We start from the raw sequence: 23,158 nt of genomic DNA on the forward strand, positions 1-23,158 counted from the left end.
GTCTCCTTGCGTGGCGCGATCAGGCGCGTTCCACGTTGCAGATCGTGGTCTTGGTTTCTTGCATCATGGTCACGCTGTCGTAGCCATACGTCGTTGCGGTGTTGACGGCCTCGCCGCGCACCACAGGCGCCGCGCCCTTGGGGTAGTACGCCAGCATGTCCGCACCCTGCCAGCGGCCCGAGAAGTGGAACGGCATCCACACCGTATCGGGGGCCACGCGCTCGGTGACCAGCGCCTGCACATTGAGCCGCGCGCCCGTGGGCGAGCTAAGCCACACACGCTCGCCGTTGCGGATGCCCCGGTCGGCAGCGGTCTTGGGGTTGATCTCGACAAACGACTCCTGCTGCAGTTCGGCCAGCCAGGGGTTGGAGCGGGTCTCCTCGCCGCCGCCTTCGTACTCGACTAGGCGGCCCGAACTCATGATGAGCGGGAACTTCTCGTGCACCTTGTCGGCCACGTTCTTCTCCTGCACGCTCTTGTACAGCGTGGGCAGGCGCCAGAAAGCTTTCCTGTCGTCGTGGGTGGGGTACTTGGCCATGAGGTCCGGCCGGGTGCCGTACAGCGGCTCACGGTGCTGCGGAATCGCATCGGGGAAGTTCCACACCACGGCACGCGCCTTGGCGTTGCCAAACGGATGGCAACCATGCTTGAGGGCCACGCGGATGATCGCGCCCGTGGGGTCGGTCTTCCAGTTCTTGCCTTCGGCCTTGGCCTTCTCGGCATCGCTCAGGTCGTCCCACCAGCCCAGCTTTTTCAGCAACACATGGTCGAACTCGGGGTAGCCCGTGGTGATCTCGCAGCCCACGGAGTGCGAGCCATCCTCGGCCAGAAGGTTGACGCCGTCCTTTTCCACACCGAAGTTGGCGCGGAAGTTACCGCCACCCTCCATCACATGCTTGGAGGTGTCGTACAGGTTGGGCGAGCCGGGGTGCTTGAGTTCGGGCGTGCCGTAGCAAGGCCAGGGCAGACCGAAGTAGTCGCCACCAAAGTCGTAGCCGGTTTCCTTGTCCTTGCCGCCCTTGGACTTGAGGGTCTTCACGTCGAACAAATGCATGTTCCGCATGTGGGCCTTCAGGCGCTCGGGGCTTTGGCCGGTGTAGCCAATGGTCCAGACCGACTTGTTGATTTCGCGCAGGATGTCTTCGACCACGGGCTCGTCCATGCCCTTGACCTTCTGCATCTTGTAGTTCTTGGACAGCTCGGCCGCAAAGCCCAGCTTTTCGGCGAACTGGTGCATGATCATGTGGTCCGAACGGCTCTCCCACAGCGGCTCGATGACCTTCTCACGCCACTGGATGGAGCGGTTGGAGGCCGTGCACGAGCCACTGGTCTCGAACTGCGTCGCAGCAGGCAGCAGGTACACCGCGCGGTTGGGATTCAGGTCTTCGGCCTTGCCGGGCATGGCGGCCATGGCGGCGGTGGCCGATGGGTACGGGTCCACCACCACCAGCAGATCCAGCTTGTCCATGGCCCGCTTCATTTCCAGGCCACGGGTCTGCGAGTTGGGCGCATGGCCCCAGAAGAACACGCCGCGCAGGTTGGAGTCCTGGTCGATCAGCTCGTTCTTCTCCAGCACACCGTCGATCCAGCGCGACACGGTGATGCCGCTCTTGGTCATCATCGCGGGCGAGGCGTACTGCTTCTTGATCCATTCAAAGTCCACACCCCACACGGCCGCGAAGTGCTTCCACGAGCCTTCGGCCAGGCCGTAGTAGCCCGGCAGCGAATCGGGGTTGGGGCCCACGTCGGTCGCGCCCTGCACGTTGTCGTGGCCACGGAAGATGTTGGTGCCGCCGCCGGTCTTGCCCACATTGCCCAGCGCCAGTTGCAGGATGCACGAGGCACGGACCATGGCATTGCCGATGGTGTGCTGCGTCTGGCCCATGCACCACACGATGGTGCCGGGGTTGTTGTCGTGCAGCATCTTGGCGACCTTGAACATCTGGTCTTCCTTGACGCCGCAGGCCTCTTCCACCTTGTCGGGCGTCCACTTGGCCAGCACTTCTTCGCGCACCTTCTCCATGCCATACACACGGTCGTGGATGTACTTCTTGTCTTCCCAACCGTTCTTGAAGATGTGGTACAGCAGGCCGAAAAGGAAGGGAATGTCAGTGCCCGAGCGGATGCGCACATACTCGTCGGCCTTGGCTGCGGTGCGGGTGAAACGCGGGTCCACCACGATCATCTTGCAGCCGGTTTCCTTGGCGTGCAGCATGTGCAGCATGCTCACCGGGTGGGCCTCAGCCGCGTTGGAGCCAATGTACAGGGCGACCTTGCTGTTCTGCATGTCGTTGTACGAATTGGTCATGGCGCCGTAGCCCCATGTGTTGGCCACGCCCGCCACGGTGGTGGAGTGGCAGATGCGCGCCTGGTGGTCGCAGTTGTTGGTGCCCCAGAAGCTCACGAACTTGCGCAGCAGGTAGGCCTGCTCGTTGTTGTGCTTGGACGAGCCGACAAAGTAAACACTGTCTGGGCCGCTGGCTGCACGCAACTCTTTCATCTTGGCGGTGATTTCGTTCAGCGCCGTGTCCCAGCTGATGCGCTCGTACTTGCCATTGACCAGCTTCATGGGGTAGCGCAGGCGGTATTCGCCGTGGCCATGCTCACGCAGGGCCGCACCCTTGGCGCAGTGGGCGCCCAGGTTGATGGGCGAGTCGAACACGGGCTCTTGCCGCACCCATACACCGTTCTCAACCACGGCATCGACCGCGCAACCCACCGAGCAGTGGGTGCACACCGTGCGGCGCACTTCGATCTTGCTGTCACCGATGGCGACCTTGGCGCCTTCGGCGGCGTTGGACTTCTTGACCAACGTGAGTTGTGACGCGGCAATGCCGACACCCACCCCCAGGCCGGAGCGGCGCAGGAACGAGCGCCGGTCCATGGTGGGCAGAGCCTGGGACAGGCCCCGGCGCAGGCTGTGAACAAAAGGCGATGCAGAGGCACTGGTGCTCTGCGCGGCGTGAGAGGTCTTCTTGGTCAGCAACATGGCAGGCCCCGGTCAGAGTTGGGTGGTCTTGTAGTACTGCTTCACATGCGCAGACAGGTGGTAGCCACCGCCCTTTTCGGGCGCGGGGCGGGGCGCATCAGAGACCACAGATTCGGACGGAGCCACATGGGGAAGTGCCACCACGGCTGCTGCTGCAGCCCCTGCGGTGGCGGCGCCGGCAAAGAAGCTGCGGCGTGAGGGATTCGGCTGGCGGTTCTGCATGGTTGTCTCCAGAATGGCTGGCAGCAATGGGGAGGCTATGAAAAGCTATTCATACAGTCTATGTCAGTGTGTAAAACACTGCAATCCAGCTTTACACCCCCCACTAAAGCACTCATCTTTTGTAGCGCTGACCACAGGCACGCTGCGGCCTCCCACAGATCAATCGAGCATGTCGAAGCCCTGTGCCTCCACGGACGCAAAGGCCCGCGTGAACTGGGCCAGCGCTGCATAAAAGCGCGCCTGCGGATGGGCTGCTAACACATCACAAAGCTGCGGAAGCCAGGGCTGCAAATGCGTTGCAAAAAAGTCGCGCTGGGCCGTCAGGTTGCAGACAGCTACGTCATCCCCCGCGATCAGATAACGCATCACCTCGCACAGGTAGGCGATGTGGTCCTCGGTCTCTGGCATGGCGTCGTCGCGCGCCAGGCCCAGGCGGTCCAGGTCGGTGCGCAGGCGGGCCAGGGGTTTTTCATTCAAGAAGCCGCTCAGGTAGTGCGATCCATACAGGTACACCTCGGGCTTGCCGACGCCGCCAAACAGGCGGTCAAACTCTTGCGCAATGGCCGCATCATCCTGCGCGCGTGCCGCACCCACCAGCTGCTGCCAGGGCTCCTGCAAAAAGCCACCATCGGCAGGTGCCTCGGTCACCGCAACGCGCAGGGCCGACATCAGCTCGGGGCTGGGCGCCGCGTAGTACAGCTGCGACAACAACCCATAGAGTTCGGCCCGCGCGGTTTCCTCGTCCAGCGCGGAGCTGCTGCCCGGGGATGTCAAAGAAGCAGAGGATGCGCTCACAGGTCGGTCACTTTCGTCTCGTTTTGTGCGGAATACAGATCAATCACGCGGCAGTCGCTGCACATCTTCAGGCGCTCCAGCGCCTCTCCCTGGAACATGGGGTGGCCCGAGAGCTTGCCCAGCATGGCCTCGATGGCCTTCACCGTGCCAAAAGGCTTGCTGCAGCGCACACAGGCCCAGGGCTTGGCTTCGTTGAGCACACACAGCTGCGCGCGCTCGGGTGTGAGCAGCAGGCGCGGCTGCAGGGTGATGGCGTCTTCCGGGCAGGTGGTGGCGCACAGGCCACACTGCACGCAGTTCTTTTCGATGAAGCGCAATTGCGGCAGCTGCGGGTTGTCCTGCAGCGCACTGGCGGGGCAGGCGCTCACACAGCTCAGGCACAGGGTGCAGCGGTCCTTGTTGACCTCGATGGTGCCCAGGGGTGACCCCACGGCGGGCAAGGCGATGGCCGCAGGCCGTTCGGCCACGGGCATGGGGGCCTGCTCGATGAGGTGGTCAAGTGCCATCTCCAGCGTGCTGCGCTTCTCTTGGGCCACCGCAAAACGTGCGGCCACGGCGGGTGTCTTCTGACGCGTCTGGCCCAGCCCTTGCAATGCGGCGTCTAACTCTGTGGGATGCGTGGCACGCAGCAACTGCACATGGGTGCCGGTGTACCCCAGCCCTCGCAGGATGGCCTGCGCAACGTCCATCTGGGCCTGAAGGCCGTCGAGATATTGCGGCGCTTCTTCGTCGGTGCAGAGCACCACGACCTGCGAGGCGCCGTAGGCGATGGCACTCAGCCACAGGTCTACCCCCGTGCTGGCCGTGTGCCACAGTGCCACCGGGATCACGTTGGCAGGCACGCCCTGCGCCAGCTTCAGCTGGGCAGCACGCCCCAGCTCCTCCACCAGCGCCTGGCCGCGCTCCTGGCTGTGCAGCAGCAGCACCGCATCCTTGCCACCGGCAGCCGCGTAGGTGGACAGCAGCGTCTTGAGCTTGGTGCCCTGCTCTGTCGCACGGGGGTAGGCATACGTCAGCGCGCCGGTGGGGCACACGGTGGTGCAGGCACCGCAGCCCACACACAGGTTGGGGTTCACCTTGATTTGCTGGCGGCCCTTGTCGCTGCTGATGGCTTCGGCGGAGCAGATGTCCACGCAGGCGTTGCAGCCCACGGTGGCGTTGCGGCTGTGAGCACACAACTTTTGTTTGTAGGCAAAAAACTTGGGCTTCTCGAACTCGCCCACCAGTTCGCGCAGCTTGAGCAGCGTGCCCAGGTCTCGACCGTCCCAGCGCAGGTAACCCTGCGGCAGCGCGTGCTGCAGGAAGGTGGGCGTGGCGGTGGGCGAACGCAGGTCCAGCACTAGGTCAAAACGCTCGGTCTGCGCTGTGGCATCGCGGGTGAAGTCGATGGCACCTGCCACCTGGCACACCTTGACGCAGGCGCGGTGTGACTGGCAGGCGGCCAGGTCGATCTGGTAATCCAGGCCGATGGCGTTCTCGGGACAAGCCGCCACGCAGGCGTTGCAGCGGGTGCACAGGTCCAGGTCGATGGGGTTGTCGGCCGACCACTGCAGCTCGAACGCGCCCAACCAGCCCGTGAGGCCCGTGATGCGCCCGCCCAGCACGGGGTAGCGCCGCGCCTGCGCGCCACCCGCATTGCCGGGGCCCTGGGTGAAAAGGGTCACATCCAGCACATCCGACACCAGCGCGGCGGCCTGCTCGGCCTGGTCCAGCGGGCCGATGATGAGCAAGCGGCCTGTGCTTTTGTAGGTGACGGTGGGTACCGGCTCGGGCTCCGGCAGATGGGCTGCGGCCAACAATGCAGCGACCTTCGGGCTGGCCTTGGCGGCGTCGCGGCTCCAGCCACCAGTCTCGCGAATGTTCACAAACCGGATGGGCGAGACCGCACCTTCGGTCTGCTGACCAAGGTCGGCAAACAGGCGCTGCTCCTGGGTGCAGGCCACCACCACCTCCTGCCCGGACTGGATTGCTTTCTGAAACGCCCCAGCGTCGCGGCGGCACAGGGTGGAGTGGAGGGTCAGGTCTTCATGCAGTGCCTCGCCCAACGCCTTGGCGTTGAGGGGCATCGTCTGGTTGCAGTCGCAAATGAGCGTCGTGGTCATTGTGGGTATGGCTGGCTGGCGTGACCACCGCATCCTGGGCAGGGCGCGGGGCCACCTCAGGCTCGCTGGAAGAAACGCTAGGAACAGCGTTGCATACCCGGGACTGTGCCACGTCTGCGGGGCCTTGCGCCTCCGCATCATCCCGAGGCTGACTGGCCGGCGGGGATATTGGGGCCACAGCAGCCGCATCCGGCGCCTGTTCGCCCGGCAGACCGGGTGCAGCGGCCGATGCCTTTTTCTCGTGGTCAAAGAAGCCGAGCGCATGTGCGCTGGCCATCTTGCGCAGCATGCCCGCGGGCAGCGGGTCGGGCTGGGTGTAGTCGCCGACGTAGATGTCCAGACCGTCCATCACATTGAAGTGCGGGTCGGCAAACAGCTTCTTCATGGCCAGGTTGCGCACCTCGGGCGACACCGCGCGGGACACGAATGGTTTGAAGTCCGATGCGGGGGTGAGCGCCTCGGCATCCGCCAGCGTGGGCGGTGGTGGCGCATCGGGTGCCGGGGTGACGGGGGCAGCTGGTGCAACCGCAGACACTGGCGCTGGCGACGGGCTTGGAGGCGCTATCTGCGGTGCAGGGGTGCGTGCAGGCGACGGAGGGTCCTGAACAGGCTTGCCCGCCTGCACATCCTGCTTGCGGCGCGACCAGCGCCCAAGGAATCCATCAGCCATGGCCGCCCCCTCCGCCTCCACCACGGAGCTTCTCCGTGGACACCGAGGCCGGGTTGCCAAAGCGGTCCTGCAAGGTGCGGAAGCTGTCCGGACGCTTGCGGCGCTTGGGCTCGGGCTGGTAATGCTCGGCCACAAAGGCACGCAGCGCCTCCACCACCTCGGGGTCGGCAGGCACCTGCTCGACCGTTTCCTGCGCGTCCAGCCAGCGGCCAGCGTCGTGATAGCTCAGGCTCACCGCCACGGGGCGGGCCAGGGGGATAGCACCGGTGCCTGTGTCTTCATCGCAGCGCCACATCACAAACCAGCAGGGGGCCGGAGAAGTGAGGTTGAGGTGGTAACCCTCGGCGTCGTCGCGGAACAGCTCCACGCGAAAGCCGGGGAACAACCAGCGCTGCTCGCGCTCGTCCTGGATCAGCGGCCGGGGTTCGCTGCCGAAGGTGGGTTCGTGGACCACCACCTCGGCCAGCGACCACCGCCAGGGCTGCCAGCGGTTGTCGATGTGTTCGCACCGCATGATCACGGCAACGTCGGTGTAGGGGCGCTCTGTCATGGGCGCTGACTGTACCCCCGGAGTCGCGCCATCGGCGGCAATGCCCGTAAAGCCCCCTTGCGCACCGTCAGCTTGCAGCGACTTCCAGCCGCTCCACGGCCACGGCGCAATATTTGAACTCAGGGATCTTGCCAAACGGGTCCAGCGCCGCATTGGTCAGCAGATTGGCTGCTGCCTCCGCGTACGCAAACGGCATGAACACCGTGCCGCGCGGCGTGCCGTCGTCGCGGCGCACACGCACCTGCACCCTACCGCGCCGCGAGCGGATGCCCACCAGCGACCCGGGCGCCACCCCAAGCCGCGCCAGTTCGTCGCCATGCAGCGATGCCGTGGCCATGGGCTCGATGGCGTCGAGCACGGTACTGCGCCGCGTCATGCTGCCGGTGTGCCAATGCTCCAGTTGGCGGCCGGTGATGAGCACGAGCGGAAAGTCGGCGTCGGGCTTTTCGGCCGCCGGGATCACGCTGGCGGGCACCAGCTGCAGGCGACCTGTGGGCGTGGGGAATTTGTCGATGAAGACAATGGGCTGGCCGGGGTCATCGGGCGTGAGGCAGGGGTAGGTCACGCTGGAGTCGCGCTCCAGCCGGTCCCAAGTGATGCCCTCGATACTCGCGTGCATGGCCTGGCGCATTTCGTCGTACACGGCGGCCACGCCGGATTCTTCCCCTTCGTAGTTCCAGCCCAGTCCCATGCGCTGCGCGATCTGCTGAATGATCCACAGGTCCGGGCGCGCGTCACCCGGCGGGTTCAGCGCGCGGCGGCCCATCTGCACCATGCGGTCGGTGTTGCTGGCGGTGCCGGTCTTTTCGGGCCAGGCGCTGGCGGGCAACACCACGTCGGCCAGCCACGCGGTTTCGGTCAGGAAGATGTCCTGCACCACCAGGTGCGAGAGGCTCCCCAGCGCGTGGCGCGCATGGTTCAGGTCCGGGTCGCTCATGGCCGGGTTCTCGCCCATGATGTACATGCCGCGCACCTTGTGCGGGTCGCTGTCCGGCGCCAGGGCCTTGTGCATGATCTCGACCACCGTGTAGCCCGGCGCTTCATCGAGCTTGGTGCCCCAGAAGTTTTCAAACCACGCATGCGCCCCGGCGTTGTCCACGCGCTGGTAGTTGGGGAACATCATGGGGATCAGGCCCGCGTCGCTTGCGCCCTGCACGTTGTTCTGACCGCGCAGCGGGTGCAGGCCCGAGCCGGGCTTGCCGATCTGGCCCGTGACGGCGCACAGCGCGATCAGGCAGCGCGCATTGTCGGTGCCGTGCACGTGCTGGCTCACGCCCATGCCCCAGAGGATCATCGATGCCTTCGCCGTAGCAAACGCCCGCGCCACCTCGCGCAGCGTCTCGGCCGGGATGCCGCACACGGGCGCCATGGCCTCGGGGCTGCAGCCCATCACGTTGGCCTTGAGCGCCTCGAAGTTGTTGGCGCGGTCCTTGATGAAAGCTTCGTCCACCAGCCCCTCATCGATCACCGTGTGGATCAATGCGTTGAGCATGGCCACGTCGGTGTCGGCCTTGAACTGCAGCGTGCGCCACGCGTGGCGGCCGATGTCCGTCACGCGCGGGTCGGCCAGCACGATTCTGGCCCCGCGCTGGGCGGCGTTCTTCAGCCAGGTCGCGGCCACGGGGTGGTTGGCCGTGGGGTTGGAGCCGATCACAAAGATCAGCTCGGCATGTTCCACGTCGTTCACCGGGTTGCTCACTGCGCCCGAGCCCACGCCTTCGAGTAGCGCAGCCACGCTGGAGGCATGGCACAGCCGCGTGCAGTGGTCCACGTTGTTGCTGCCAAAGCCGGTGCGCACCAGCTTCTGGAACAGGTAGGCCTCTTCGTTGCTGCCCTTGGCCGAACCAAAGCCCGCCAGCGCCTTGCGGCCGTGCGTGTCGCGCAGGGTCTTGAGCCGGCCTGCGGCCAGGTCCAGCGCCTCGTCCCAGGTCGCTTCGCGGAAGGTATCGCGCCAGTCAGCGCCATAGGGCCGTACCTCCTTGGGCACACCGGGCTTGCGGATCAGCGGCACCGTGAGGCGGTCGGGGTGGTGAGCGTAGTCAAAGCCAAAGCGGCCCTTCACGCACAGGCGGCCGTGGTTGGCCGGGCCGTCGCGGCCTTCCACACTGATGATCTTTTCATCGCGCACGTTGTAGGTGATGAGGCAGCCCACGCCGCAGAAGGGGCAGACCGAATCGACCTTGCGGTCCACCTTTTGGGAGCCGATGTGCGTCTTGGGGCTGAGCGCGCCCGTGGGGCAGGCCTGCACGCATTCGCCGCAGGCCACACAGGTGCTCTCGGCCATGGGGTCGTCGAGGTCGAAGACGATCTTGCTCTCCGCGCCGCGCAGCGCGTAGCCGATCACGTCGTTCACCTGCTCTTCGCGGCAGGCGCGCACGCAGCGGTTGCACTGGATGCAGGCGTCCAGGTTCACGGCCATGGCGGGGTGGCTGAGGTCAGGCGCGGGTTGCTCGCGGCGCAGGGCTTTGAGGGTCGGGCGCACCGAAACGCCCAAGCGATCAGCCCAGGCGCTCAGTTCACCGTGCTGCCCTACCGCTGGGGCATTTTTTGAATCAAATTCGCCTATAGCGCTAGATGCACATGCGCCAACAGCTATCAATTCAGGAGTATCTGGTTCGTTATCGTTCCATTGATAGCCCACGTCCGGCATGTCAGACAGCAGCATCTCCACCACCATCTGCTGGCTTTTGCGGGCGCGGGGGCTGGCCGCCTGCACTTTCATGCCTTCGGTGGGCGCGCGGCAGCAGCTGGGGGCCAGCGTGCGCTCGCCCGCGATCTCGACCACGCAGGCGCGGCAGTTGCCGTCGGGGCGCAGGCCATCGGTGTAGCAGAGGTGCGGAATCTCCACGCCGTGGCGCTGCGCGGCTTTGAGGATGGTTTCGCCAGGTTGGGCGGTGACGGGCTGGCCGTCCAGCTCAAAGGCCACGCTTGGAGTGTGGGGCAGCGCGCTCATGGCTGGCCTCCTTGGGGCAGTTGCTCCGCCAGCGGGCTGTTGCGCGGCTTGGGCAGGTCGCCCGGCCAGGGGCCCTCGCCCACCTCGTGGGCAAAGTACTTGTGGATGCAGCGGATGGGGTTGGGCGCAGCCTGGCCCAGCCCGCAGATGGAGGCATCGCCCATCACCTGCGCCAGGTCGTCCAGCAGTTCTTCGTCCCACTGCGGTGCCTGCATCAGCGTGGCCGCCTTGGCCGTGCCCACGCGGCAGGGTGTGCACTGGCCGCAGCTCTCGTGTTCAAAAAAGCGCATCACGTTCAGCGCCGCTTCGCGCGCGCGATCGTGCTGGCTGAGCACGATGACGGCGGCCGAGCCGATGAAGCAGCCGTAAGGCTGCAGCGTGTCGAAGTCGAGCGGAATCTGGTTGAGGCTGGAAGGCAAGATGCCGCCCGAGGCGCCGCCGGGCAGGTAGGCATAGAGCTGGTGGCCTTCCAGCATGCCGCCGCAGTATTCGTCGATGAGTTCCTGCAGAGTGATGCCCGCAGGTGCGAGCTTGACGCCGGGGTGCTTGACCCTGCCACTCACGCTGAAGCTGCGCAGGCCCTTGCGGCCGTGGCGGCCAAAGCTGGCAAACCACTGCGGGCCACGCTCCACGATGTCACGCACCCAGTACAGGGTTTCAAAGTTGTGCTCCAGCGTGGGGCGGCCAAACAGCCCCACCTGCGCGATGTAGGGCGGGCGCATGCGGGGTTCGCCACGCTTGCCTTCGATGCTCTCGATCATGGCTGACTCTTCGCCGCAGATGTAGGCACCCGCGCCGCGCCGCAGCTCGATGTGGGGCAAGGGGCACGGCGGCTCGGCACGCAGGTCATCCAAAGCCCGCTGCAACAGCGCACGGCAGCCGTGGTATTCGTCGCGCAGGTAGATATAGATGGCCTCGGTGCCCACGACCTGGGCGGCAATGAGCACGCCTTCCAGAAAACGGTGCGGGTCGCGCTCCAGGTAGGTGCGGTCCTTGAAGGTGCCGGGCTCGCCCTCGTCGATGTTGACGGCCATCAGGCGTGGCGCCGCCTGGTCGCGCACGATGCGCCACTTGCGCCCGGCGGGGAAGCCAGCGCCCCCCAAACCGCGCAGTCCTGAATCCTCCATCGCCGCGAGCACGGCCTCGGCATCCATCTCGCCGTTGACCAGCGCGGCAGCCGTCTGGTAGCCGCCATGGGCGCGGTAGGTGGCCAGGTCGGTGTGTGCGGGGCTGACGCCGTCCGGCTGCGCGGGAACGCTCCGTCCAGCCAGGCCAGCCACTTCAAAATTGATAGCTTCTGGCGCTTGTGGATGAAGCGCCAGAGTCCGATTGGGCTTTGAATTCACGGTGTCCAGCACCGCGTCCACGGTGGCGTGCGGCACGGGGCACTGGTGCACCACGGCCACGGGCGCTTGTTCACAGCGGCCCACGCAGGGCACCGCCTGCACTTGCACGTCGCCTTGCCCCGCGGCCTTCAGGCGCCCGGGCAGCGCAGCCAGCAGCTCGCGCGCGCCGGCCATGCTGCAGCTCAGGCTGTCGCATACGCGCAGCACCAGGCGCGGCGCCTGGGCTTCCTCGCCGCGCACGATCTCGAAGTGGTGGTAGAAGCTCGCCACCTCATACACCTCGGCCATCGGCAGGTTCATCTGCTTGGCGAGCGCCACCAGGTGCCGGTCGTGCAGCACGCCAAAGTGGTCGTTCAGGCGGTGCAGGTATTCAATGAGCAGATCGCGCCGAAAACCGGTGGCCGGGCGCGGGCCCAGCAGCTGCGCCACCTCGGCCATGGCTGCGTCTTCGGGCTGGCGGCCCTTGAGGCGGCTTTTGCGGCGGATGCGCTCGCGCATGTCGTTGACCGACACAGCGGCGACGGTGGGGGCTTCGGGGGCAAGATGCATGGACCGGGGGCGTGGGGGCATTGATCGGGTTGTATGCAGGCACCTGCATAGGGTGCCCGGGCCGCCGCAGTGTGGGCCAGGGGTGCTGGCGGCGTCAAATTGCCGATGCACATGGGGCGATCACAAAAACAAATGAAACAGCCGCGTTATCAGCGGTCTGTGAATCAAACACCGCAACCCGTGCGGTGATTGCTCAATCAGCGACCAGAAGCCCACTGTGCGCTGCGGCGTGCTGCAGCCAGTCAGGGTCCTGCGCCAGCGCCAGTGCCGCATCGAGGGCGCGCGTGGGCTGCACCTGCCGGTGCGACATGAATCCGATGGGCGTGGTCAGCACCGGGCCCGTTAGCGGCAGCGCCTCCAGCCCGTCATGGCCGCGCACGGCATCGACCAGTGCGCCGGGCAGCACGCTGCATACGTTGCCCGCCACCACGCTCAGCGCCAATGTCAGCACCGAATCGGTTTCCATGGCGGGCATGACCATGGCGCCTGCAGCGCGGAAGGCGCCATCGACCAGGCTGCGGTTGTGCATCTCGGGGGTGAGCAGGCACAGCGGCAGCGCCGCCGCATCGGCCCAGGCCATGGGCGGGCCGATCTGCAGCCCGCGCGCTGCACCTTTGGGCGGCCGGGGCGCGCGGCGCAGCAGAAAGTAGTGCTCCACATACTGCGGCCAGGCCCGCAGCGGGCCGCCGCGTGCGGGCATGCGTTCGGTGTAGCCCAGCGCCAGGTCCAGCGAAATGTTTTCCAGCCCCGCCTCCAGCGCCTGCGAGCTCATCGACAGCGCCACCGGCACGATGCCCGGGTGCCGCGCCTGAAGATGCGCCGCAAACCGCGCGAGGATGGGCATGGCCGTGGGCACAGCGCCCAGGCGCAGCGTGCCGCGCGGGTGGGCGGCGTCGCTGCTCAGGTCCTGCTGCAGCACCTGGTGCTCGTGCAGCATGCGCTGGGCGGTGGCCAGCACGCGCTCGCCCTCAGGGGTGAAGCCCTCGAAGCTGCGCCCCCGGCGCACCACCACCACGCCAAACTCCTTTTCCAGCGCACGCAGCGCGTTAGAGAGGGCCGGCTGCGTGATGTGGCAGGCCTGCGCCGCCCGGCCAAAGTGCCGGTGCTCGTGCAGCGCCACCAGGTAGCGCAGGGACGCGAGCAGGTTCATGGCGCGTAGGGGCGGCTCAGGCGGCTCGGGAGGATCAGGTGTTCTTGCTGATCGAGATGGTGGGGAACTTGCTGGAGAAGTCCTTGGCCTGCTGGGCGATCTTCACCGCCACGTCGCGCGCCACCTTCTTGTAGATGGCCGCAACTTCACCGTCGGGGTCTGCCACCACGGTGGGCTTGCCGCTGTCGGCCTGCAGGCGGATGCTCATGTTCAGCGGCAACGCGCCCAGGTAGTCCATGCCGTAGTCGGCGGCCATCTTCTTGCCGCCATCGGCGCCAAAGATGTGCTCCACATGGCCACAGTTGCTGCACACGTGGGCGGCCATGTTCTCGACGATTCCGAGGATGGGTACGCCCACCTTTTCGAACATCTTGATGCCCTTCTTGGCGTCCAGCAGGGCGATGTCCTGCGGGGTGGTGACGATGACGGCGCCGGTCATGGGCACGCGCTGGCTCAGCGTGAGCTGGATGTCGCCCGTGCCGGGGGGCATGTCGATGATGAGGTAGTCCAGGTCTTTCCAGTTGGTCTGGCGCAGCAGTTGCTCCAGCGCCTGGGTGGCCATGGGGCCGCGCCAGATCATGGCTTCGTCTTGGTCCACCAAAAAGCCGATGGACATGACCTGCACGCCGTAGTTCTCCAGCGGCTCCATGGTTTTGCCGTCTTCGCTTTCGGGGCGGCGGTTGATGCCCAGCATCATGGGCTGGCTGGGGCCGTAGATGTCGGCGTCGAGCACGCCCACGCTGGCGCCTTCGGCCGCCAGGGCCAGGGCCAGGTTGGCGGCCGTGGTGCTCTTGCCCACCCCGCCCTTGCCAGACGCCACGGCGATGATGTTCTTGACCTGAGGCAGCAGCTGCACGCCGCGCTGCACGGCATGGGCGATGACCTTAGTGGTGATGTTGACGGACACGTTGTCCACCCCCGCCACCCCCTTGGCAGCGGCCACCAGGCTGCGGCGCAGCTCGGGCACCAGGCTCTTGGCGGGGTAGCCCAGCTCCACGTCGAAGGCCACGTCGCCACCGGTGATCTGCACATTGCGCAGGGCGCGGGTGCTGACAAAATCCTTGCCTGTGTGGGGGTCCAGCACGCTGGAGAGAGCGGCCAATAGGCCCTGTTCGGTGACTGCCATTCAATTAACTCCTGTGGGGCCAGTAGTCTATTCCCAAGCTCCCGCCCCCTGGCGCTGAAGGACAATGCGCACCGCATTGCATCGTCGCACTCTCCCAAAAAGGCCTCCCGTGAAATTCAAGATGTCCGAAAACTCCCTGTTTGCCGTGCTGCTGCGCTCGCCGTGGTGGATCAGCTTTGTGGTGGTGGGCCTCATCACGCTGGCGGCCGGGGCGTTTTTGCCCAAGGAATACTTTGTGGTGGGCGCGCTGGCGGGTTTCCCCATCTTTGTGGTGGGCTGCATGGCCGCCTGGAAGCAATTGCGCGCCCCCAACCCCGCCAAGGTGGCCGAAATGCTCGACGCCGTGGCCAGCATGCCCTGGCGCAGCTTTGCCGACACCCTGGCCACCGCCTGGGAGCGCGCGGGCTACACCGTGGAGCGTCTGGGCACGGGCGGCAACAACGCCGCCGACATGCGCCTGACCCTGGGCGGCAAGACCACCCTGGTCAGCGCCAAACGCTGGAAGGCCGCGACCCACGGCGTGGAGCCCCTGCGCGAGCTGCAGGCGGCCATGGTGGCGGCCGACGCCTCGGCGGGTGTGTATGTGGCGGCGCTGGGGCAGGTGAGCGACAACGCCCGCATCTACGCCCGCGACCACGGCATCGTGGTGCTGCAGGGCGACGCGGTGGCGCAGTTGCTGCTCAAGCGCTGAGCGGCTGGGAAGGTGTTGCTCCATGCGGGTTTTCCCACATGAAACGCGTGGGGTGCCCCTCCACACTCAGGGCATCGGCCCGCATCCCGCTTCATTCCAGTCTTCATGCCCCCTTCTTCGGACACCCCGGGCGCAGCGCCCTCCATCCCCGCCACCGGCCTGCTGCTGACCGGCGGCGGCGCCCGCGCTGCCTACCAGGTGGGGGTGCTGGAGGCGATTGCCGACCTGCGCCTGGCCTGCGGCGAAGGCGATGGCCCCAACCCCTTTCCCATCATCACCGGCACCTCGGCCGGGGCCATCAATGCCGCCGCGCTGGCCTGCGGGGCTGACCACTTTGACCGCGCCGTGCGCCGCATCGCGCGCGTGTGGCGGCAGTTCCATGCCAGCCAGGTGTATGGCGCCGATTCGCTGAGCGTGATGCGCAGCGGTGCGCGCTGGCTCACGCTGGTATCGCTGGGCTGGGCGCTGGCGCGCTGGCGGCGCATGCGGCCCAAGTCGCTGCTGGACAACACACCGCTGGAGAAGCTGCTGGTCAAGATGGTGCCGCTGGTGCGCCTGCCCCGGCTGATCCGCAAGGGCCACCTCACCGCCCTGGCCGTGACGGCGTCCAGCTACAGCTCAGGCGAACATGTCACCTTTTTCGAAGCCGCCACGCCCGTCAAACCCTGGGTGCGCTCGCAGCGCAAGGCGGCCAGCGACCGCATCACGCACGAACACCTGCTCGCGTCCTCGGCCATCCCGTTCATCTTTCCGGCCAAGGGCATCGAGGTCGATGACCACATCGAATACTTTGGCGATGGCTCCATGCGCCAGTCGGCGCCCATCGCCCCGGCCATCCACCTGGGGGCCGAACGCATCCTGGTGATCGGTGCGGGCCGCATGCACGAGCCCAAGGGCGACGCCGCCGCCAACCCCACGGCCACCTACCCCACGCTGGCGCAGATTGCGGGGCATGCGCTGTCCAACATCTTTCTGGATGCGCTGGCCGTGGACGTGGAGCGCGTGCAGCGCATCAACCAGACCCTGTCGCTCATCCCCGAAGAAAAGCGCCTGCACAGCGCGCTGCGCCCCATCGAGCTACTGGTGATCGCCCCGTCACAGCGCCTGGACGCCGTGGCCGCACGCCATGTGGGCGACTTGCCGGGGCCCGTGCGGACCATGCTGGGCGCCCTGGGCGTCACATCCAACATGGCCGATGTGCGCGGCGCGGCGCTGGCCAGCTACCTGCTGTTCGAATCCGGCTACACCCAGGAGCTGATGGCCTTGGGCCGGGCCGACACCCTGGCCATGCGGGCCGAGGTGTGCAAGTTCTTTGGCTGGACGGACACGGGCGCCGAGGTACAGACCAGGCACCACGGGGAGCCGCCCGAGGCGCCCCGTGATTGAGCCCTAAGGCTTGTTGGGCAACCAGCCCAGGCCATGTGCGTGCAGGCTCTGCACATACAGCCGGTCGGCGGTCTCGGTGATGGCCGTGGTCTCGGGGTAGGCACCGCTCGGGTCCTGCAAGTCGGCCACCACCTTGCCATCGTCAGTGAACGCGATCACATGGCCGTAGGGCTGGGGAATGGGCCACAGCGCACGCGGCAGGCGCAGGGTCAGGCTGCGCAGCCAGGGCTTGCCTGCCATGTTGTCGATGGCCGCCCCACGCGGCTTGGCAAAACCCAGCCACACCTTGCCGCCCTGCCCGCGCATCAGGTTGTCGGGGTAGCCGGGCAGGTTGTCCAGCAGCACGCGGGCCTGGGAGCCTGGCTGGCCGATGTCGAGGTCATTCGCATCCACCGCAATCTTCCACACCCGGTATTTGCCGGTTTCGTTGACGAACAGGTGCTTTTCGTCCTGGCTCAGCGCCACGCCGTTGGCAAAGCTGATGCCCCGCGCCACCACGCGCGTGGTGCGGGTAGTGGGGTCGTATTCGATCACCCGGCCGGTGCTGGCCTGCTCCAGGATGTCGAGCACGCTGGCTTCAAACGTACCGCCCCAGTCCTTGGGGGCAAAGCGGGTAGAGGCGTCGCTCAGGTACATCTTGCCGTTCTGGGCCACCACCACGGCGTCGGCATAGCGGATGGGGTCGCCGCCCACCTTGTCGGCCAGCACAGTAACCTTGCCATCCGGCGCGATGGACAGCAGGCCCTTGATGGCATCGGCCGCAATCAGGTTGCCCGCCGCATCAAAGTCAAACCCCAGCACCCGCCCGCCGGTGTTGGCAAACACCTCCTGGCCCGAGCCGTCGGGGTTCATGCGCAGGATGTTGCCGCTGAGCACGGTGGTGTAGAGCTTGCCGTCCTTGCCGAATGCAATGTGCTCCGGACCCACCTCGCCTTTCAGGTCGATGATGTTCAGCCGGGCCAGGCGCTGGTTGGGGGCGTGCACGCCCTGGTAGCCGGGCGCGGCAGGCGCAGTCCATGCCACCGGCTGAATGGGCACGGGCCATGCCGCCAGGTACGCGGCCACCGCCACCACGGCACCACCCACGCCCCACCCCACCCGTTTTGCCCATGTGCTCGCCATGTGTTGTCTCCTGTTGATGGTTGGAATGCGGGGCATTGTGGCGCCATCAGGGGCCAACACGCACGCCCAGATTGGCACCTGCGCGACGTGGAGAGGCCTGCACAGCGCACGCCACGGCCAGGGATACTGCCGACCGCCTAAAATCGCGGGTTCCGCCTGAGAAAGCCGCTTTTCATGACGTCATCCGCTCGCAAACTCTTCGTTACCACCGCCCTGCCGTACGCCAACGGCAACTTCCACATCGGCCACATCATGGAATACATCCAGGCCGACATCTGGGTGCGGTTCCAGCGCATGCAGGGCAACGCGGTGAATTTTGTGGGTGCCGACGACACCCACGGCGCACCCATCATGATTGCCGCCGAAAAGGCAGGCAAGACGCCCCAGCAGTTCGTGGCCGACATCGCCGCAGGCCGCAAGCAGTACCTGGACGGCTTTCACATCAGCTTTGACAACTGGCACAGCACCGACGCACCCGAAAACCACGAGCTGGCCCGCCAGATCTACCGCGACCTGCGCGACCGCGCCGACGGCAGCCTGATCGAAGTGCGCACCATCGAGCAGTTCTTCGACCCTGAGAAGAACATGTTCCTGCCCGACCGCTACATCAAGGGCGAATGCCCCAAGTGCCACGCCAAGGACCAGTACGGCGACAACTGCGAGGTGTGCGGCACCGTGTACGCGCCCACGGACCTGATCAACCCCTACTCCACGCTCTCGGGCGCCAAACCCGAACTGAAGCACTCCGAACACTTCTTCTTCAAGCTCTCGGACCCACGCTGCGTGGAGTTTCTGCAGAACTGGACGCAGGACGGCAAGCTGCAGCCCGAGGTGGCCAACAAAATCAAGGAGTGGTTCACCGTCCGCACCAACCCCGACGGCACCACCAGCGAAGGCCTGGGCGACTGGGACATCAGCCGCGACGCGCCCTACTTCGGCATCGAGATCCCCGACGCGCCGGGCAAATACTTCTACGTATGGCTCGATGCGCCTGTGGGCTACCTGGCATCGCTGAAGAACCTGCTGGAAAAGCGCGGCGAGAGCTACGATGCCTACATGGCCGACCCGGCGATGGAGCAGTACCACTTCATCGGCAAGGACATCGTCACCTTCCACACGCTGTTCTGGCCCGCCATGCTGCACTTCAGCGGCCGCAAGACGCCCAACAACGTGTTCGTGCACGGCTTCCTCACGGTGAACAACGGCGAGAAGATGAGCAAGAGCCGGGGCACGGGCCTGGACCCGCTCAAGTACCTGAGCCTGGGCATGAACGCCGAGTGGCTGCGCTACTACCTGGCCGCAAAGCTGAGCGCGCGCAATGAAGACATCGACTTCAATGCCGAAGACTTCATGCTGCGGGTGAACAGCGACCTGATCGGCAAGTACGTGAACATCGCCAGCCGCGCGGCGGGGTTCTTGACCAAGCGCTTTGAGGGCAAGCTGACCAGCCACTTTGGTGCCACAGGCACAGACCTGCTGGCCGATGTGCGCGGCGCCAGCGACGCCATCGCGCAGATGTACGAAACCCGCGAGTACAGCAAGGCCACGCGCGAGATCATGCTGCTGGCCGACAAGGTCAACGCCTATGTGGACCAGAACAAGCCCTGGGACCTGGCCAAGGACGCGGCCAACAACGAGGCCCTGCACCAGGTGTGCTCGGTGCTGGTCAACGCCTTTGCCACGCTCACCCGCTACCTGGCCCCGGTGCTACCGGGCCTGGCCCAGGCCGTGCAAGGCTTTGTGGGGGTGAACATGCAGCAGTGGAACGCGGTGGGCGACGTGCAGGCCATCCAGCCCTACCAGCACCTGATGCAGCGCGTGACGCCCGAGCAGCTTGAGGCATTGTTTGAGCCCCCTGCGCCCGCTGCACAAGCCCAAACAGCTACAGAAACCGTAGCAGCACCTGGCGGCGAAGAGCTGGCCCCCACCATCACCATCGACGACTTCACCAAGATCGACCTGCGCATCGCACTGATCGTGAACTGCGAGCCGGTCGAAGGCTCCACCAAACTGCTGCGCCTGACGCTGGACGTGGGCGAAGGCCGCACGCGCAATGTCTTCTCAGGTATCGCCAGCGCCTATAAGCCCGCAGACCTGGTGGGTAAGCACACCGTGATGGTGGCCAACCTGGCGCCGCGCAAGATGAAGTTTGGCGTCTCCGAAGGCATGGTGCTGGCCGCCAGCCATGGGGACGAAAAAGCCAACCCCGGCATCTACGTGCTCAACCCCTGGCCGGGCGCCACCCCAGGCATGCGGGTGCGCTAAGAGCGGCTAACAAAACGCTTCTGGCGTCGTTGCAGCGTCTTGTCGTACTACTCGTACTGCCTGCGGCGCCGCGCCTAGCCAGAACCGCTTCGCTGAGTTTTGTGAGCCGCTCTAAACCCCGGGGGCCACGCGCCCCCAGCGCACCGGGTTTCTTCAAGCCGCGCCCAGCGGCGACAGCCGGGCCTGCGGCCCGGACCGCCGCAGGTACCACTCGGCCACCAGCAGGTTGGGCACCCAGCACAGCCAGGCGATGAAGGGGTAGGACACCTCGATGTCCACCCCCGCCGCAGCCCCCAGACCCAGGTAAATGCGCAGCGTGATGGCGGCCGCCGTGAGGGCATAGCTGCGCAGCATCCAGCGCCGGTGCTCAGCAAACCGCCGCTGCAGCGCGCAGGCCACGCCCCAGCCCGTGGCCACGACCCATGCCAGGCCCAGTGCAAAAAAACCAACGGCAGCCACCACACCCGTCATCGCATTCGCGGCCAAGGGCAGCGATGACAACCAGGCCACGGCAATCGCCAGCACATAGGCCCGGCCTGTCCACCGGTGGGCTGCCGGATACCGCTGACGCAGCGCCACCAGCAACTGCAACGGCCCCAGCATCAGCGCCAGCGACGCACTGACCGCATGCACGATGAAGGCATGGCGCGACAGCTGCAGGCTGGGCAGCTCGGACGGAAACGGCATGCCGGGCAACGCATACCGCAGCGAGACCAGGCCCACGGCCAGGGCCGACAGCGAGAGCAGGCCCCAGGCCAGGCTTGCAAGGGGATGGCGTGTTTTCATACAAAGAACTTTCTCAAGAGGATGGACATGCATCCACTCTAGGAAGCGTGACTCAGCCCGGCGTTAGCCCTGCCTTAGCGCGGAGTTAGCGCCGAGTGAGCGCCGAACTGGCTGCGAATGAGGCAGTGGGCGCCAGATGCACGCGCGCCACCAGGCCACTGACCCCATCGCTGCGTGCCAGCAGCTCCACCCTGAGGCCCTGGCGCAGCGCCGCCGCCCGGGTGATGGCCAGGCCCAGCCCGCTGCCATCGGCCGATGTGCCGGGCACGCGGAAGAAGCGGTCGAACACACGCTCCAGCAAGTCCGGGGGAATGCCCGGCCCCGTGTCCACCACATCCACCACCACGCTTCCTTCTCCGGGGCTTCCGGCGTGCCCCGCATCCAGCCGGTGCAGGCGCACTTCGACCGAGCCGCCTTCGGGCGTGTAGCGCAGCGCGTTGTCCAGCAGGTTGTCGAACACGCTGCGCAGGTCCACGGCCGAGGCCTGCAGCACCACCTGCTCGGTGCCGTCAAAACCCACCTCGATGCGCCGCTGGTCCGCCAGCGGCATCCACTGGCCCACGCTGTCGCGCAGCACGGCGGTGATGTCCACCGGGGCCAGTAGCTGCGCAGAGGCCGGAGCCTCCTGCCGCGACAGGCGCAGCAGCTGGCCCACCAGGTGCTGCGCGCGTCGCATGCCGGCATCCAGCTGGGCAAACTGCTGCTGCGCTTCGCCCGGCGGCACCCAGGGGCGCAGGTTTTCCATCTGCAGGGCCATGGCGGCCATGGGGGTGCGCAGCTCGTGGGCCGCGTCCTGCACAAAGCGGCGCTGGGCGGCAAAGGCCTCGCCCAGCCGCGCGAGCAGTGCGTTGAACGAGGCCACCAGCGGCACGATCTCCTCGGGCACCCGGCCTGCCGGGCCGAGGGGGATGGCGCCCAGGCTGCGGTCGTCGCGCCGGGCCACCTCTTGCGCCACCACCCGCAGCGAACGCGACGCACGCCCCACCACCCACCACAGCGTGAACAGCAGAGCGGGCACCAGGAGGGCCAGCGGCAGCAGCACATACAGGGTGCGTCCCCACACCTCCTCCTGCAGGAACTGCTCGCTTTGCAGCACCTGCACCCGCTGCTGGCCGGGCGCTGCCGGGGGCGCCGTGTACACCCGCCAGCCCTGCTCCCATCCCGCCCCCTGCTGCACCAGCCGGTGGCCCGGCGCGGCCTGCAGGGGCACGGCGGCGCGCGGGCTGGCACTGGAGGTGGCCAGCAGCTGGCCATCGGCCGACCACACCTGCACCACAAACGCGCCCCACTGGAAAACGCTTTCATCGCTCAGCACCGGCAGGGGCGGCGGCCCGTCGCCCCGGCCGCCGGGCACGTGGTAGCGCGCCAGCACCTCCATCTGGGTCTGCATGAAGGTGTGCAGCACCAGGCCATAGCTGGCGTAGAACGCCCAGCCCGCCACCACCGCGCCCACCACCACCCAGGGCGCCAGCCACGCCAGCAGCTGCCCACGCAGCGAGCGGAAGTGGTACCAGCGGCTGGGCGCACCGGTGCTTGTGCGGCCGGTCTCGGTGGCGGCCATCATGCCGCAGCCACCCGCCAGCCCAGGCCGCGCACATTGCGAATGGCATCGGGCCCCAGCTTGCGGCGCATGCCGTGGATGAGCACGTCCACCGCGTTGCTGCTGACCTCCTCGCCCCAGCCGTAGATGCGGTTTTCGAGCTGCTCGCGCGAGAGGATCGCGCCGGGGCGCTCCAGCAGCGCCTGCAGCAGCGCAAACTCGCGCGCGGTAAGGGCTTCGCGCGCACCGCCGCGCAGCACCTCGCGCGTGGCCAGGTCCAGCTGCACCACGCCATTGCCCACGATGGACTGGGCCACACCGCTGCGCCTGCGCACCACGGCACGCATGCGGGCCAGCAGTTCGCCCACCTCGAAGGGTTTGAGCAGGTAGTCGTCGGCGCCCAGGTCCAGCCCCTGGATGCGGTCGTCCAGCCCGTCGCGGGCGGTGAGCACCAGCACCGGCGTGAGGTCGCCGCGCGCACGGGCGCGGCGCAGCACCTCGGTGCCGTCCAGCCCGGGCAGGCCCAGGTCCAGCAACACGCAGCGGTAGTCGCCATCGGCCAGTGCACTGTGTGCCAGGGCGCCGTCGCGCACCCAGTCCACCGACCAGCCCGCGCCCTTGAGCGCATGCACAAGGCTGCGCCCGATCATGTCGTCGTCTTCCACCAGCAGTGCGCGCAACAGGTTCTCCTCTGATAAATCCGCCGCATGAGTCCACGGGCCCGGGCGGAGCCTAGCGCGCCATTCTTAGCGCCAGATGAGCGCCGCATGAAGACCCCAAGCCCCCGGCCCCGGGGCGCTAACTCTGGGCTAAGTCGGGCTTCCTACAGTCGCCCCGCCAGCCAGCCGACCCGCTGGCCGACCTTCCAGCGCAGTGCCGCCGCACGCTACCACCCCGGCGGCGGGGTGTCCACGCT

17 protein-coding genes are annotated in these 23,158 nt (G+C 66.8%); 3 read left to right on the plus strand and 14 right to left on the minus strand.

Going from position 1 to position 23,158, the window contains the following annotated elements; translation table 11 throughout:
- Positions 1-19: 19 nt before the first annotated feature.
- The 10 genes from CBY09_RS19685 to apbC form a co-directional block, all read right to left on the minus strand.
- A complete protein-coding gene (locus tag CBY09_RS19685; RefSeq protein WP_094291274.1) occupies positions 20-2,989 on the minus strand; it encodes a formate dehydrogenase subunit alpha in 2,970 nt (989 codons plus the stop codon).
- A 12-nt stretch (positions 2,990-3,001) separates the two neighbouring features.
- Positions 3,002-3,211: a twin-arginine translocation signal domain-containing protein gene (locus tag CBY09_RS19690; protein WP_094291484.1), complete on the minus strand. Its 210-nt coding sequence runs from the start codon at positions 3,209-3,211 to the stop codon at positions 3,002-3,004.
- A gap of 159 nt (positions 3,212-3,370) precedes the next feature.
- A complete protein-coding gene (locus tag CBY09_RS19695; RefSeq protein ID WP_094291275.1) occupies positions 3,371-4,006 on the minus strand; it encodes a TorD/DmsD family molecular chaperone in 636 nt (211 codons plus the stop codon).
- Entirely contained in the window at positions 4,003-6,072 is a 2,070-nt protein-coding gene (locus CBY09_RS19700) for a 4Fe-4S binding protein (RefSeq protein ID WP_094291276.1), read from the minus strand. The genes CBY09_RS19695 and CBY09_RS19700 overlap by 4 nt, the downstream gene beginning before the upstream one ends.
- Positions 6,032-6,778, minus strand: a complete 747-nt coding sequence (locus tag CBY09_RS19705; RefSeq protein WP_094291485.1) for a DUF3306 domain-containing protein — start codon at positions 6,776-6,778, stop codon at positions 6,032-6,034. The genes CBY09_RS19700 and CBY09_RS19705 overlap by 41 nt, the downstream gene beginning before the upstream one ends.
- A complete protein-coding gene (locus CBY09_RS19710; protein WP_094291277.1) occupies positions 6,771-7,328 on the minus strand; it encodes a DUF3305 domain-containing protein in 558 nt (185 codons plus the stop codon). Before CBY09_RS19710 ends, CBY09_RS19705 begins: the two co-directional genes overlap by 8 nt.
- A gap of 67 nt (positions 7,329-7,395) precedes the next feature.
- A complete protein-coding gene (gene fdhF, locus CBY09_RS19715) occupies positions 7,396-10,281 on the minus strand; it encodes a formate dehydrogenase subunit alpha (protein ID WP_094291278.1) in 2,886 nt (961 codons plus the stop codon).
- The gene (locus CBY09_RS19720; RefSeq protein WP_094291279.1) at positions 10,278-12,176 is read right to left on the minus strand and encodes an NAD(P)H-dependent oxidoreductase subunit E; all 1,899 of its coding nucleotides are present in this window, start codon (positions 12,174-12,176) and stop codon (positions 10,278-10,280) included. Before CBY09_RS19720 ends, fdhF begins: the two co-directional genes overlap by 4 nt.
- 193 nt (positions 12,177-12,369) lie before the next feature.
- Positions 12,370-13,326 carry a LysR family transcriptional regulator gene (locus tag CBY09_RS19725; RefSeq protein ID WP_094291280.1) on the minus strand — a complete coding sequence of 319 codons (957 nt, stop codon included), beginning with the start codon at positions 13,324-13,326 and terminating at the stop codon, positions 12,370-12,372.
- A gap of 34 nt (positions 13,327-13,360) precedes the next feature.
- Complete coding sequence (gene apbC / locus CBY09_RS19730; RefSeq protein WP_094291281.1) at positions 13,361-14,452, minus strand: iron-sulfur cluster carrier protein ApbC; 1,092 nt, start codon at positions 14,450-14,452, stop codon at positions 13,361-13,363.
- 121 nt (positions 14,453-14,573) lie between these two features.
- Here apbC and CBY09_RS19735 point away from each other — a divergent pair, with 121 nt between their 5' ends.
- Both CBY09_RS19735 and CBY09_RS19740 read left to right on the plus strand, forming a co-directional pair.
- On the plus strand, positions 14,574-15,143 hold the full coding sequence (locus tag CBY09_RS19735; protein WP_094291486.1) for a restriction endonuclease: 570 nt from the start codon (positions 14,574-14,576) through the stop codon (positions 15,141-15,143).
- A gap of 105 nt (positions 15,144-15,248) precedes the next feature.
- Positions 15,249-16,529, plus strand: a complete 1,281-nt coding sequence (locus tag CBY09_RS19740) for a patatin-like phospholipase family protein (RefSeq protein ID WP_094291282.1) — start codon at positions 15,249-15,251, stop codon at positions 16,527-16,529.
- A gap of 3 nt (positions 16,530-16,532) precedes the next feature.
- On the opposite strand, the gene CBY09_RS19745 is transcribed toward CBY09_RS19740, so the two are convergent.
- Positions 16,533-17,651 (minus strand): SMP-30/gluconolactonase/LRE family protein, encoded by a 1,119-nt coding sequence (locus CBY09_RS19745; RefSeq protein WP_165773951.1) that lies wholly within the window; start codon positions 17,649-17,651, stop codon positions 16,533-16,535.
- A 174-nt stretch (positions 17,652-17,825) separates the two neighbouring features.
- On the opposite strand from CBY09_RS19745, the gene metG reads away from it, so the two are divergent.
- Positions 17,826-19,916, plus strand: a complete 2,091-nt coding sequence (gene metG, locus CBY09_RS19750) for a methionine--tRNA ligase (RefSeq protein WP_094291283.1) — start codon at positions 17,826-17,828, stop codon at positions 19,914-19,916.
- A gap of 153 nt (positions 19,917-20,069) precedes the next feature.
- Here metG and CBY09_RS19755 read toward each other — a convergent pair whose 3' ends face one another.
- The 3 genes from CBY09_RS19755 to CBY09_RS19765 all read right to left on the minus strand — a co-directional run bounded on the left by CBY09_RS19755 (position 20,070) and on the right by CBY09_RS19765 (position 22,922).
- Positions 20,070-20,702, minus strand: coding sequence for a DUF2306 domain-containing protein (locus CBY09_RS19755; protein ID WP_094291284.1), 633 nt, complete (start codon positions 20,700-20,702; stop codon positions 20,070-20,072).
- A gap of 85 nt (positions 20,703-20,787) precedes the next feature.
- Entirely contained in the window at positions 20,788-22,266 is a 1,479-nt protein-coding gene (locus CBY09_RS19760) for a sensor histidine kinase (RefSeq protein WP_240515795.1), read from the minus strand.
- On the minus strand, positions 22,263-22,922 hold the full coding sequence (locus CBY09_RS19765; RefSeq protein ID WP_094291285.1) for a response regulator: 660 nt from the start codon (positions 22,920-22,922) through the stop codon (positions 22,263-22,265). The genes CBY09_RS19760 and CBY09_RS19765 overlap by 4 nt, the downstream gene beginning before the upstream one ends.
- Positions 22,923-23,158 lie beyond the last annotated feature (236 nt).

Source organism: Acidovorax kalamii (genome assembly GCF_002245625.1).
GTDB lineage: Bacteria > Pseudomonadota > Gammaproteobacteria > Burkholderiales > Burkholderiaceae_C > Acidovorax > Acidovorax kalamii.